This window comes from Collinsella sp. AM24-1, assembly GCF_003470325.1.
GTDB lineage: Bacteria > Actinomycetota > Coriobacteriia > Coriobacteriales > Coriobacteriaceae > Collinsella.
The window spans coordinates 133,144-147,741 of record NZ_QRHM01000003.1 but is presented as its reverse complement, the minus strand read 5'-3'; the positions used below and the strand labels follow the sequence as shown (position 1 = coordinate 147,741).

The window sequence follows — 14,598 nt, the reverse complement described above, 5'->3', positions numbered from 1 at the left end:
GTAAGTGGCATCGGCTGGCAGGGCTGGGACACCCCCTCGGCCTCCGAGGGCGGAACCACCGGACAGGGCCGCGCCGTCGAGGCGGTGCGCCTGAGGCTCACGGGCTCCCTCGCGAAGGACTACGACGTCTACTACCGCGTCCACGCCTCCAACATCGGCTGGATGGCCTGGGCCAAGGACGGCGGGGAGGCCGGCACCACGGGCTTCGGCAGGAGCGTCGAGGCCGTCCAGATCAGGCTGGTCAAGAAGGGCGACGCCGCCCCCTCTTCCGACGGCGCCAACGTCGACTACGCCTTCAAGAAGAAGCCCATGTCCCTGACCTATCGGGCCCACGTCTCCAACGTGGGCTGGCAGGGCGCTGTGTCCGACGGGGCGACCGCCGGCACCACCGGCCGCGGCCTCGCCCTCGAGGACCTCAAGCTCTCGCTCGACAGCTCCGACTACTCGGACGGCTCTTCCGTCCAGATCGATGCCCATGTCTCGGGCATCGGCTGGCAGGGCTGGGACACCCCCTCGGCCTCCGAGGGCGGAACCACCGGCCAGGGCCGTGCCGTCGAGGCCGTGCGCCTGAGGCTCACGGGCTCCCTCGCGAAGGACTACGACGTCTACTACCGCGTCCACGCCTCCAACATCGGCTGGATGGCCTGGGCCAAGGACGGCGGGGAGGCCGGCACCACGGGCTTCGGCAGGAGCGTCGAGGCCGTCCAGATCAGGCTGGTCAAGAAGGGCGACGCCGCCCCCTCTTCCGACGGCGCCAACGTCGACTACGCCTTCAAGAAGAAGCCCATGTCCCTGACCTATCGGGCCCACGTCTCCAACGTGGGCTGGCAGGGCGCTGTGTCCGACGGGGCGACCGCCGGCACCACCGGCCGCGGCCTCGCCCTCGAGGACCTCAAGCTCTCGCTCGACAGCTCCGACTACTCGGACGGCTCTTCCGTCCAGATCGATGCCCATGTCTCGGGCATCGGCTGGCAGGGCTGGGACACCCCCTCGGCCTCCGAGGGCGGAACCACCGGCCAGGGCCGTGCCGTCGAGGCCGTGCGCCTGAGGCTCACGGGCTCCCTCGCGAAGGACTACGACGTCTACTACCGCGTCCACGCCTCCAACATCGGCTGGATGGCCTGGGCCAAGGACGGCGGGGAGGCCGGTACTACCGGTATGTCCTGTTCCCTCGAGGCTGTTCAGATTAAGCTCATTAAGAAGGGCGCTTCTCATCCTGATACGTCGGGATATTCCCATCTTGAAATACCTACGTTGACGTATTCCTCTCAGGTTAAAGGTGCTTGGCAGAATTCTGTCTCGGCCGGAGAGATGTCCGGTACAACTGGTCAGGGAATTCCCATCACCGGGTTTTCGGCTAAAACTTGTTCATCTGTTGCCGGCGGGATTAATTATCAACTGCATCTTTCGAATGTAGGTTGGACTTCTGGTAAGTCAAACGGGGATCAACTGTCGTCTGCTACTGAGTCCAATTCGGTTGAAGCAATTAAAGTCTCCCTGTCAGGTGACTTGGCAACTTATTTCGATGTCTGGTATAGGGTCCATGTCGATAACGTCGGCTGGCTTGGTTGGACTAGAAATGGTACAGTTGCCGGTAGCACTGGTTATGGAACGCATGTCCAAGCTGTCCAAGTTCGCCTTACAAGGAAGGGCGCCAATGCCCCCGGAAGCACCGTTTCGCCGTGTTTGCTTGGGCAACCTTCCGCGTTTGCAAATCCCATGCAGAAGAAGATTGTAGATCTTGCCCGACAGGTACCGTCTCCTGGTCCGGGATTGTGCTCCGAGTGGATTGCAGATATCTACGAGCGTGCCGGATTTAGGAACGTCCATACGGATGCCTGCGATTACTACTGGGATTATTGCAAATACACCGATTATTCTCAGCTGAAAGTCGGAATGGTCATTGCCGTTCCTTCGCATACGCATACACGCATGGGCAGCATTTACGGTCACGTTTGTCTTTATATCGGCAATAATCAGGTAATGGATAACGTCGGTCAGATTAGGACACTCGATATGGCGTATTGGTTGGATTATTATTCCACCTCATACAAGCCAAAATGGGGCTGGTATGACAACGTGCCGCTTGCATAGCTGATCGTAATTCGTGTCTTCACACAGGTTCTAACAGATACTCTGACTTAAACGAACGGGTCGTTTTGCAACGGTCCGTTCGTTTCTATTTAAGTGCCATTCACGTTTTCGGTATTTAAGCAATTGCCGAAACGGTAAATAATGATGCTAAAGATGGTCGAGTGATGGGGGAGTCGAATGAAAAAGACGCAACGGTTGCTAGCAACGGCAATGACGCCATTACTAATCCTCCAATGTCTTCTGACGCCCCTTTCTGTCTGGGCTGATACCTTACAGGTGCAGCCGGAGGCTACTGATTATTCCGACGGTGCTGCCAGCAGCTCGAAAGACGAGGGCCCCGTCTTAAGTAACGAACAACAGGGGGCTGAAGTCGAGCAGCCGACTGTGTCAGACGATGACTCTTCCTCATCCGTTTCTAGCGAGTCTACCTCCAATGCAACTGATTCGGCGAAACCCGAAAATGATGTATCCACTGTATTTGGCTCTGTTTCATACCAGACTCATGTGCAGGATATTGGCTGGCAAGCTCCCGTTTCAAATGGAATGACTGCCGGCACTACAGGTCGTGCAAAGCGCGTCGAAGCCCTCAAGATCAATCTGCTTTCACAGGATGGCAGCCCTTTGGGGAATGACAGCATTTCGGTCCAATCACACATTTCCGGGATCGGATGGGAGCTTCAGCCGGTTGGCAACGGGCGGGCTTCTGGAACAGTTGGACAGTCGCGAGCCATCGAGGCAATCAAGCTATCCTTGTCGGGCAGTCTTTCTGATTCGTATGACATTTGGTATCGCGTTCATTCTGCAAATGTTGGTTGGCTTGGCTGGGCCTCAAATGGTGAACCTGCTGGAACACAGGGCTATGCTTACCAGATCGAAGCTATTCAGATTAAGGTGCTTCCAAAATATGCTCAAGATGCGCCAGCGCGTGGCGATGCCTTTAGGGATCATTCTCAGGAACCGCCTACCGTTTCCTATCGATCTCATGTCTCTAATGTCGGATGGATGGGTGCTGTCGCGGACGGAAAGACATCGGGGGTCATTGACTCAAGAAATGCAATTGAGGCACTGTCGCTTGGTGTTAATTGGTATGGTCACGGAGGCTCTATTTCCTCTCGCGCGCATGTCTCTGGCATTGGTTGGCAAGACTGGTCTTCAGGCGTCATTGGCACGACCGGGCAGTCTCGATCCATTGAGGCCGTTCAGTTTAAGCTGAACGGCGAGATTTCTGCAACTTATGGCATTTGGTACCGTGTGTATGCTTCCAAATTGGGAGGATGGCTGGGCTGGACGTCTAACGGGTCTCCTGCGGGCTCGGTGGGGAAGGGTGCCGCCATTCAGGGTGTTCAGATTTTATTGGTCGAAAAAAGCGGATCTGCTCCCGGCGATACGTTGAACCATTTCATTGGGGCAACGGATGTTCTAAGCGGGAGCTCGCTCGGTCTTAACGGAAAAAGCCTGGGCTCCGTACAAGGCAAATCAATCTTATTGGGCTCTGAGAACGGCTCTGAACCTTTAACCTCGCTCTCTATCTCGTTTGATAATCAAGAGATTTTAGGCTCAATTGACTATTTCGGCTTCTTTGAATTTGGCGGATGGAGTGGTGCTGTTTCTGACGGTGCTGCGCTTAACTCTAAAAACGATGGGCGTGTTTTAAAGGCGGTGAGATTGACTCTTACTGGAGATTTGTCTAAAGCCTATGACGTTTGGTATCGCTGTTTTGATTCCAAAAAAGGATGGCTTGGTTGGGCGTGCAATGGCTCGGATGCGGGGGCAACGATATCGGGTTCATTCCTTAAGGCTGTCGAAGTAAGGATTGTCGGTAAAGGCGCCGGCGCTCCCGGGATAACGGACGGAGCATTTGTTTCTGATGCTTCCGCCGATTGCGCCCACGTTGTATATCAGGCTCATTCGGCTAACCGTGGGTGGTCTCCATCTGTTTTAGATGGGCAAGATGCCGGCACAACGGGAAAATCGCTTTCGCTTCAAGCTTTAAACGTGTCGTTGTCCGGTGTGGATGACGATTCTCAAATTGAGGCAAGAGCACATGTTGCCAATATTGGTTGGCAGGAATGGCGATCTGCCGGTTATGTTGGGACCGTTGGACAAGGATTGGCCATTCAGGCTCTTGAGCTGCGCTTAAATGGTTCCCTCGCGAATCAATATGACATTTACTATCGAGTTCATTCGGCTGGTTATGGCTGGTTGGGTTGGGCCAAAAACGGCGATTCCGCTGGAACTACCGGGCTTAATATCCAGATAGAAGCTGTTCAAATTAAGCTTGTGGCGAATGGCGGGGATCCTGGCACGTCGTCTAAGCCCGCATTTATCTCGACGCCAGCTCTGACGCTCCAGGTGCATGTCGCCACACTTGGCTGGATGAATCCTGTTGGTAATGGCGGTGTTGCGGGTACGACTGACAGATCACTTGCGATTGAGGCGCTGAAGCTAAATGTCTCCAGTAGCGTATCGGGCGGTATTGAGTACTCCGCTCATGTGCAGGATGTGGGTTGGCAAGGCTGGGCTTCCAATGGGAATGTCGCTGGCACGGTAGGCCGCGCAAAGCGTACCGAGGCTCTTAAGATCAGGTTGACCGGTGATTTATCGAACTACTTTGATGTTTGGTATCGAGCATATTGCCAAGACTTCGGATGGCTCGATTGGGCTTCAAACGGGCAGCCTGCGGGCACATCTACGATAGGCTGCAGAGTCGATCGGTTCAAGTGAAGGTTGTTCCCAAAGGCGCTGGTGCTCCCGGTCCTACTGGGCGCCCGTTTACCGATCAGCCCTTACTACCTGCCGATATGATAGCCATGCTTAATCGAGCTAATAGATATTCGAGCAATTCAAGCTGGCTCATTATGGTTGACAGGCAAGCATGCCGCCTTGGAGTTTTTCGTGGACAGCGCGGGTCGTGGAGTTATGCTCAATACTGGGTTTGCTCTACTGGTGTCCCTAGTACTCCAACGCCTACGGGTGAGTATACCGTCACCGGCAAGGGTCACTCGTTTGGACATGGGTATACCTGCTACTACTATACGCAGTTTTACGGGGACTATCTGTTTCATTCAATACCGTACTACCAGGGAACTTTTAATCCCATGGACAGCCGGATGGGATTGCATATTTCACAAGGCTGCGTGCGTTTGCCCATTGATCGCGCTAAATGGATTTGGGATAACGTGCCTCTTGCTACCAAGGTGGTAATCTACTAGTTATTCCCGTAGACGCTGAGAGTTTGTTAGCGGGCCCTTTCCTGTTGCCGTTGTCTTGGCAACGGGAAAGGGCCCTTGCCTTTGGATGGGCTCCTTTTTCTTCGTTCACCTAATTGGTGACATTAATGAAGCTAACTCTCGATAGTATGGTTATTGACGGCTGTCTATCTAGGAGGCGATTCTCTTGAAAAGGCAATTTAGAGCATTTGTTGTTCTGATTTCCTGCTTCATGTCGATGCTGCTATTGAGCCCTTTGGCTTGTTGGGCGGATTCAAATGTTGGTACCAACGAATATGAATCCGTTCCAGAGGCCCAATCAGACTCTTCGGATCAAACTGCTGTTGTAGCCGATGAATCAGCGCCTTCGATCGATGCTGCCGTGGAGTCCAAAGAGGAGATCCCGGATGTCAGCTATAAATCTCATATTTCTGGCATTGGTTGGGAGTCGACGTTTACATCGAATGGTTCGATCTCTGGCACAACGGGCCAGTCTCGTAGGCTTGAGGCGCTCAGAGTTTCTCTTCCTAATTCAGAAGACCTTGGTATCGAATACCGCTCGCATGTGCAAAATGAAGGCTGGCAGGATTGGGTTTCTAATGGAGCCGTCTCCGGCACAACGGGGAAGGGCCTTCAGATTGAAGCTGTCGAGCTCAAGCTGACGGGTGACAGGTCGGCTTCTTATGACCTGTATTATCGCGTTCATGCTTCTAATTTCGGTTGGCTTGGTTGGGCCTCAAATGGGTCGACTGCGGGAACCACCGGTTGGTCCTATGCCGTTGAAGCAATACAGATCGTCATTGTAAAGAAGGGTGATGCGGCGCCCGGTGATACCGCTGGTGCCTATGTCCCGTATGTCTTTAATTGCTCTCTTTCTCAGGTTGGGGAGACGACTAAAGTGACCCTGAATATTCCGCACGTTGAGGATATAAAACGACTCGGCATCGCTGATTCGATAAGGGTGGCGGGCTCCATGTCGTATGGAGGGAAGGTCACCCGTTCCGTTTCAAGTACGATTGCACTCGGAGATTTGGATTCCAGCTCCAGCGAAATTGAATTTAACGATTATGGTCCGTTTGACGTTACGTTGCAGTATTTGAAGAACGGAAACATCGTTCATGAGGACCATCAGCCAATCGGCATTTCTGCGAGTGAATACAACCTTGCCCCTTTGAGTGCTTCTTTCCCCGTTGTTCTCTATTCGCTATCTTTCTGGGACATCAGCACCTCTTCTGCTGGAACGACCATTCCGTCAATCGTAATGCTCGATCGTCCAAATGCCTATAACTGGAGCTCGCTTCCATCCGGGATGTATGGCCTTCCGTATTTGACTCATGATGAGAATGCTTCTAGTTCAAGCTATCAGGCGTTTGCGGATTATGTCGCTGCTCTCTTCAAGATCAACCCCAAGGCAAAGTTCAATCTGTATATCAATGACATCACCTGCTCGTTGATCCATAGGATGATTTACGCCAATAAGATTCCCACTGGCCAATACTCCATTCGGCTGTTGTCCGATGGATCCGCCACGTATGTCTTTACCAACGAGGCCTTCGACGTAAAGGATCCAGATTCTAAGCAAGCGGAACTGATTGCTTTATGGAATGCTGCCAAGAATAAGGAATACGAAACCGGTGAGGTGTCAAAGTCGTATAGCGATTATCACGATCACTGGGATTCTATGTATGCTGTGCTGAGTATTGAGCCTGGCACTCAGTGGTGGATGACTCGAACCAATCTGTTTACGAGCGGTGACGATAATGCCTTTGCGAATAAGATCGCATCCGATCCTAACGTTAAGAAGATGAACGTTTCGAGCATGCTTACGAGCCTGCAGAATAGGGGAGAGGACACGGTCCAAGCGTTTAAGGCTCTGTACAACTTTAACGATGGTTATTTTGATGCGGCTACTCAGCAGGGCAAAAAGGTAATGATGCTGCTTGGAACGTATGTTACTTACGAGCAGAATTTTGACGACTATGCCAACTTGACCGAGGTTATTTATGGCGATGACTATTTGTATTATTACAAGGGGCATCCAAACACGCCGACGGGCATGTATCCCCAAAAGCAGGAACAGCTTGACCGTCTGGGCATTACCGATGTCGATTCTTCCGTTGCTGCAGAGCTGATTCTCTTCTTTAATCCGGAGATCGGTCTGTCTGGATATGGGTCTAGTACGTATAACTCGGCCAGCGCCGATGCTGCTGGTGGACTTTGGAATTCAACGAAGTCCGAAGCGTTGAAGCCCGGCGCTGCTATCGATTATTCGATTATGGATTGGTTTGCTTCGCCTATTACTGAGGACTCAGACGAGGCTATCAGGTCCCTTTGCAAGCAAGGTGACTCCTGTTATCTCGTGGAGTTTTCGGATTCCATACTTGCTACGGCCAATTACGACTTTGCTATCTATTCGCATAATAGTGGAGCTCTAACTTATTTCAAGAAGGGCGAGTCGGGCTACGACGTCGTCAAGGTGTCACGAGGCTCGCTTGATGTTTTGGCAACTTCGCATGTTTCGAATGACGGCTGGCAGTCGGCTTGCAAGGGCGGAAATGTTTCTGGCACCGTTGGTCAGTCCAAAGCTGTCGAGGCTATTACTCTCAACCTGCAGAATGCTCCCTACGATGGCAGCTTGGAGTACAGGGCGCATGTTTCCGATTACGGTTGGCAAGATTATGTGAAAGAGGGAGAAGTTTCCGGTTCTACGGGTCAGAGCAAGTCTGTCCAGGCTATTCAAATTCGACTTACTGGTGAGATGGCTAATCGTTATGACGTTTACTATCGTGCTCATGTTCAGGACAAGGGCTGGCTTGGTTGGGCCTGCAATGATCAGGTTGCCGGAACGACTGGGTTTGGCTTGAGGCTCGAGGCATACCAGGTCGTTTTGGTTGAAAAGGGTTCGCCTGCTCCAGGGGATACGAATCAGCCCTCGATTCAGAGAACGTTTTCGATTAAGGCTCATGTTTCAAACCTTGGTTGGCAGGAACCTGTTTATGAGGGCATGACGGCGGGCACAACTGGTCGAAATCTTGCTATTGAGGCGTTGACGATTAGCAAGCCCGACCTTGGGTATTCCGGTAACATCGAGTATCGAGCTCACGTTCAGAATATCGGCTGGCAAAAGTGGGTCAAGAACGGCAAGCTGGCCGGCACCACGGGTAAGTCTCTTTCTATTGAAGCTGTAGAAATTAAGCTTACGGGTGATCTCTCCAAGCATTATGACGTTGTTTATAGGGCGCATGTGCAGGGCAAGTGTTGGCTCGATTGGGTTAAATCGGGCGAGTGCGCAGGTACGACTGGAGAAGCCCTGCATATGGAAGCGTTTGAGGTTAAGTTGGTTGATAAATAGTAAGTGATGTAAGTCTATCATCTATCCGCTATTGCAGTAATTCAGTGGTTTAGTCCAACTGTATTAGTTTAATCTTGAAGGAGTTTATGATTTTTCGTAAACTCCTTTAGTTTAGCTACTAATTAATTGTAGGGAATCGTTTATGAATTCATGTGCAAAACGATGCAAGTCTTATGGCGTTTTATTTGCTGTAATGTTTGTGGCTGCGTTATTAGTCGCAATTTATTATTGCAATTTGAAAACAGGGTTTCATGTTGACGAGCTGTGGACTTTCGGCCTCTCGAATAGTTTTTATTTTCCACATATTTTTTGGGAAAACAATATGGATGCCAACTGGATGGATCCTACGTTCATTCAGTCTTATTTGACAGTTGATACAGGGCATGTGTTTCGGTTTGATTCGGTTTTATATAATCTGAGTAATGACGCACATCCTCCTCTCTATTTTTTCATTATTCATACCGTTTGCTCACTGTTTCCGAATGAATTTAGCAAATGGTTTGGCTTGGTTCCTAATCTATGTTTCTATTCACTCAGTTTAGTATTTTTATTTAAGCTTTCTTACAAAGTGTTTCAGAGTAAGCCAGTCGCTCTAATTTTAATGGCACTTTGGGCTTTCAGTCCCATAGCGTTAAATCTAGTGACCTACATTCGAATGTATCTGTTATTGGTGACACTTGCCCTAGCATTTCTTGATGCGTTATACGATATGTTTAATGTTGCTTTCGCCAATCGATCGGTTTATTTCCGCCTATTTGTTATTTCTTTATTGGGGTTTTTAACTCACTTCTATTTCTATATTTATCTCTTTTTTGTTTCCTGTTTTTTTACTATTTATTTTTGGGCAAGAAAAGGGTGGATGTTCTCCTTTAAATATGGAGTCACGATTGTCTTATCGGTTTGTCTGTCATTTATCATATTTCCTCCAGCATTAAGCAACATGTTTGGGAATCATTATGTCGAATCGGCCTCATCGCAATCAGGGGTAATGGTATTACTTAGACGAATTTGGCAATTTCTAGGTTCGTCGTCCGTTGATTTGTTCTTCGGATCAAGGCTTCTTTTGATTGCCAGCTTCTGTTTGTCAATTGCCCTTTGTTTCTACTTGCTATGGAATAAAAAAATTAATCGTGAGCATCCTGAGTCGATTTATATAGTTTTATTATTTAATTCATCCCTTGTTTTTTACGTCACAGCTTGCTATGTATCTCCTTTTACTTCGTCAAGATACATATGCTTAGCATATCCAGGATTACTGTTATTTGGATTTGGAATGTTCTTGTATCTATTTAGATATTTGCAAATTCGCTATAGAAATAATACTGATTTCAATTTTCGGGGCACTATTTTAGTTTCTGTTGTATTTGTTTGCGCAATTATTGCTGCAGATTCTGTTTTCTTTTCTTCCAATGCTTTGTATTTATATCCGAAATCTGCTGACAATGAAGCCGCAGTAGAGAAGTACGCGGGTTCAACGGGGCTCTTTGTCTCTTATGATTACTATCAGCTCACTGCGAAGCTATTAGAAGTTGCCAAATTGTCTCGCATTCATGCGCTGATTCCTGATCAGAAAGCTATTAGCAGTTTTTGCGATAGAAATTATATTGATTCTGATGATCTGGTTGTTTACATGAATAATCACGACTGCGAAGAAGAGGTTCTTTCTCAACTGAAAGATGAACTAGGATATAGTGGTTTTAAAAAACTGCCCGGATATACTCAAATCGATGATGGAACCTCTTGTTTTGTTTATGTCCTTTATAGATAACAGTGGGAAAAGGGTCTTTAATGAAACGAGATTCGGTGATTCAATTTCTGAAGTTTTCGATTGTTGGACTTTCAAATACAATCGTTTCTTACTTAGTCTACGCGGCACTCCTTTTTATTGGAGTGAACTATATTGTCGCCAATATAGTTTCATATTTTGCTGGTGTCATCAATTCCTTCTATTGGAACAATAAATTTGTTTTTGATAATGAGAGATCGGATTTGAGTTCACTTATTTCAAGTTTTTCCAAGCTGCTTGCTTCGAGTGCTTTTACTGGATTGATTATCAACAACATCCTTTTGTACTTTTGGGTTAGTGTGCTTGGAATTTCTTCTATTCTTGGTCCACTGCTTAACTTGTTTGTAACTTATCCTCTTAATTATATTTTAAGTAAGTATTGGGCATTTAAGTGATGGGTGCTTGCATGACAAAGATGGACATATTGCCGATTCTCTATCTCGTGGTTCCTTGTTATAACGAGGAGAGCGTTTTGCGGGAAACCTCTAAAAGGCTTTTTGAGAAGTTTTCCACTTTAGTAAAATTGTCTCAGATTAATGCGAACAGTAAGGTTTTGTTAGTTGACGATGGGTCATCCGATAAGACTTGGGAGATCATCGAAAGTCTTCATCAATCTAATTCCTTATTCTGTGGACTTAAGCTCTCTAGGAATTGTGGCCATCAGAAGGCTTTACTTTCTGGGTTACACAAGGCAGCGGAGTTTGCTGATTTAATAGCATCGATGGACGCTGATTTACAAGATGATATCAATGCGCTTGATGAAATGGTTTCAAGAGCTCGCGAAGGCTATGAAGTTGTATATGGTGTACGAAATGATCGTTCTAGTGATTCCTTTCTAAAACGTTTTACCGCACAATCTTTTTATCGCTTACAGTCTTCGTTGGGTGTCGATGCTGTTTATAACCATGCTGACTATAGATTGATGTCCAAGCGTGCTGTTCTTGCATTGTCTCAATTCCGTGAGGTTAATCTATTTCTTCGTGGTTTGGTTCCTTTAGTTGGTTTCAAATCTTGCTGCGTGTATTATTCGCGAGGGAAACGGTTTGCCGGCGAATCTAAATACACGCTCGGTAAAATGTTGTCATTTGCTTTTGAAGGTATAACGTCTTTTAGTACTAAACCGATTAGGATAATTACTCTCACCGGTTTAATCATTTCTATTTTTAGTTTATTTGCACTTGTATATCTTTTAATTGGTCATTTTATTGGCGATGTACAAGTTGGCTGGACAAGCATCATTATGTCAATTTGGTGTCTTGGCGGACTTCAACTTTTGGCTTTGGGTGTCATCGGCGAGTACGTTGGAAAGACTTATATGGAGACGAAGCATCGTCCTCGCTATTTTATTGAGGAATTTTTGTCCGATAAGGAGGACAAGGATGCCTAAAGTTAGTGTGTTGATGCCTTGTTTTAATGGTGCTAAGTACATTTTGAAGGCAATTGATTCGGTGTTAAGCCAGTCTTTCCGCGATTTCGAATTATTAATTTTCGATGATCAGTCAACTGATGGAACATTTGAGATTGTTTCCAAGCTAACGGATTCTCGAATTAAGGTATTTAGGAACTCCAGTAATCTCGGTCTTGTTGGAAACTGGAATAATGCCATTGAGAATTCTTCTGGCGAGTATATTCATTTCCTCTTTCAGGATGATATTTTGTTACCCGGGGCTCTTGAGTCTGAGGTTGCAGCACTGGATGCTAATCCAAAGTGCTCCCTCTGCTTCAGCGCTTCATGTGTTATTGACTCGAATGGTGCCATTACAATGAAGAGGAGACCTTTTAAACGGGATATGGTTTTAAAAGGCTCTGATTTTGCCCGCAAGACATTTCGAACTCATAATATCTATGGAGAGCCTTCTAATGTCATGTTTCGTAGAGATTGCTGGCAAAAGGTTGGACCCTTTAATGATTCTTTGTGTTACTCCCCTGATTGGGAGTATTGGATTCGTCTATCACTTAATGGTGATGTCTGCTATCTAGACTCAATTTATTCCTATTTTAGAGTGTGCAACGAATCTACTACGAACTCACTTTTTAAGGATAAAAAAGAGCAATTGAAACGCGATGAGTTTGATTTTGTGCGAGCAATCTGTTCACTCGATGGTATCAATATATCGTCGGTTGATTTAACCGCTCGTAAATTGTCGCTCTCAATCAGGAACATTGCTAAACGGATTTATTTTTCCGTTCACTGACTTTGGAAGTGATTGAATGAAAGGCATCATCCTCGCCGGCGGGTCCGGCACGCGCCTGTACCCGCTCACGCTCGTGACCTCCAAGCAGCTGCTTCCGGTCTACGACAAGCCCATGATCTACTACCCGCTTAGCACCCTCATGCTGGCGGGCATCCGGGACATCCTGGTCATCTCCACGCCGACCGACCTGCCCAACTTCGAGCGCCTGCTCGGGGACGGCTCGCGCTACGGCGTGAACCTGTCCTACGCCGAGCAGCCGAGCCCGGACGGCCTGGCCCAGGCCTTCACCATCGGCGAGGAGTTCATCGCCGGCGAGCCGTGCGCCCTGGTGCTCGGCGACAACATCTTCTACGGCAACGGCCTGTCGCGCCACCTGACGCGCGCCGTGCAGAACGCCGAGTCCGGTAGGGCCACGGTCTTCGGCTACCACGTGGACGACCCCGAGCGCTTCGGCGTCGTGGAGTTCGACCGCGAGGGCCGTGCCGTCTCCATCGAGGAGAAGCCCGCCGAGCCCAAGAGCTCCTACGCCGTCACCGGACTGTACTTCTACCCGGGCGACGTCGCCGCCAAGGCCCACGAGGTCAGGCCCTCGGCCCGCGGCGAGCTGGAGATCACCACGCTCAACCAGATGTACCTGGAGGAGGGGACGCTGTCCGTGGTCACCCTCGGCCGCGGCTACGCGTGGCTGGACACCGGCACCATGGAGAGCCTCCACGAGGCGGCGGAGTTCGTCCGCGCCGTGGAGCACTCCCAGGACCTGCCCGTGTCCGTCCCCGAGGAGATCGCCTGGGAGAACGGCTGGATCACGACCGCCGGGCTGGAGGGGGCAGCCAAGGCCTACGGCAAGTCGGTCTACGGCCAGCACCTGAGGAAGGTCGCCGCCGGCGAGATCGTCAACAGCCCGCGCGAGTACTAGGAGTAACCCCTCATGTCTGAGATCTTTGAACCTAAGAACATCATCGTCACGGGCGGTTGCGGCTTCATCGGCAGCAACTTCGTGCACTACGTGGTCAACAACCACCCCGACGTGCACGTTACCGTCCTGGACAAGCTGACCTACGCCGGCAACCCCGAGAACATCGCCGGGCTGCCTGCGGACCGCGTCGAGCTCGTCGTGGGCGACATCTGCGACGCCGAGCTGCTGGACAGGCTTGTACCGGGCCACGACGCGATCGTGCACTACGCCGCCGAGAGCCACAACGACAACTCCATCGCCGACCCCGAGCCCTTCCTGCGCACCAACGTCGAGGGCACCTTCCGCCTGCTGGAGGCCGTCCGCAAATACGGCGTCCGCTACCACCACGTCTCCACCGACGAGGTCTACGGCGACCTGGCGCTCGACGACCCGGCCAAGTTCACCGAGGAGACGCCGTACAGGCCGTCCTCCCCGTACTCGAGCACCAAGGCTTCCTCCGACATGCTCGTGCGCGCATGGACCCGCACCTACGGCCTTCGCACCACTATCTCCAACTGCTCCAACAACTACGGCCCCTACCAGCACGTGGAGAAGTTCATCCCCAGGCAGATCACCAACATCGTCGACGGCGTGCGCCCCAAGCTCTACGGGAAGGGCGAGAACGTCCGCGACTGGATCCACACCGAGGACCACTCCTCGGCCGTCTGGGACATCCTCACGAAGGGCGAGATGGGGGAGACCTACCTCATCGGCGCAAATGGCGAGAAGGACAACATCACCGTGCTGCGCATGATCCTGGAGGCCATGGGGCGCGACCCCGAGGACTTCGACTGGGTCGCCGACCGCCCCGGCCACGACCGCCGCTACGCCATCGACAGCACGAAGCTGCAGCGCGAGCTCGGCTGGAGGCCGGCGCACACTGACTTCGCCGAGGGCCTGAAGCAGACGATCGACTGGTACGTCGCCAACGAGTCCTGGTGGCGCCCGGCCAAGGAGGCCACCGAGGCCCGCTACCGCGCGCAGGGCCAGTAGGAGGGGATAGATCT

General features: G+C 50.3%; 9 protein-coding genes and 1 pseudogene. All 10 read left to right on the top strand.

Annotation, left to right across the window (positions count from 1 at the left end; genetic code table 11):
• Window positions 1-2,094, top strand: a pseudogene (locus tag DW661_RS10205) (hypothetical protein); the annotation flags it as partial.
• A 177-nt stretch (window positions 2,095-2,271) separates the two neighbouring features.
• Complete coding sequence (locus DW661_RS02230; protein WP_118934397.1) at window positions 2,272-4,818, top strand: hypothetical protein; 2,547 nt, start codon at window positions 2,272-2,274, stop codon at window positions 4,816-4,818.
• Window positions 4,743-5,306: a L,D-transpeptidase gene (locus tag DW661_RS10475; protein ID WP_118934395.1), complete on the top strand. Its 564-nt coding sequence runs from the start codon at window positions 4,743-4,745 to the stop codon at window positions 5,304-5,306. Before DW661_RS02230 ends, DW661_RS10475 begins: the two co-directional genes overlap by 76 nt.
• Before the next feature lie 184 nt (window positions 5,307-5,490).
• Window positions 5,491-8,655 (top strand): hypothetical protein, encoded by a 3,165-nt coding sequence (locus tag DW661_RS02220; protein ID WP_118934393.1) that lies wholly within the window; start codon window positions 5,491-5,493, stop codon window positions 8,653-8,655.
• A gap of 142 nt (window positions 8,656-8,797) precedes the next feature.
• On the top strand, window positions 8,798-10,423 hold the full coding sequence (locus DW661_RS10080) for a hypothetical protein (RefSeq protein WP_147345858.1): 1,626 nt from the start codon (window positions 8,798-8,800) through the stop codon (window positions 10,421-10,423).
• Window positions 10,424-10,443: 20 nt separating this feature from the next.
• Window positions 10,444-10,836, top strand: a complete 393-nt coding sequence (locus DW661_RS10470) for a GtrA family protein (protein WP_117776176.1) — start codon at window positions 10,444-10,446, stop codon at window positions 10,834-10,836.
• An 11-nt stretch (window positions 10,837-10,847) separates the two neighbouring features.
• Window positions 10,848-11,828 carry a glycosyltransferase family 2 protein gene (locus tag DW661_RS02210; RefSeq protein ID WP_117776177.1) on the top strand — a complete coding sequence of 327 codons (981 nt, stop codon included), beginning with the start codon at window positions 10,848-10,850 and terminating at the stop codon, window positions 11,826-11,828.
• On the top strand, window positions 11,821-12,636 hold the full coding sequence (locus tag DW661_RS02205; protein ID WP_117776178.1) for a glycosyltransferase: 816 nt from the start codon (window positions 11,821-11,823) through the stop codon (window positions 12,634-12,636). Before DW661_RS02210 ends, DW661_RS02205 begins: the two co-directional genes overlap by 8 nt.
• Before the next feature lie 16 nt (window positions 12,637-12,652).
• Window positions 12,653-13,552: a glucose-1-phosphate thymidylyltransferase RfbA gene (gene rfbA, locus DW661_RS02200; protein ID WP_118934391.1), complete on the top strand. Its 900-nt coding sequence runs from the start codon at window positions 12,653-12,655 to the stop codon at window positions 13,550-13,552.
• 12 nt (window positions 13,553-13,564) lie between these two features.
• Window positions 13,565-14,584, top strand: coding sequence for a dTDP-glucose 4,6-dehydratase (gene rfbB / locus DW661_RS02195; RefSeq protein WP_118934390.1), 1,020 nt, complete (start codon window positions 13,565-13,567; stop codon window positions 14,582-14,584).
• Window positions 14,585-14,598: the final 14 nt, after the last annotated feature.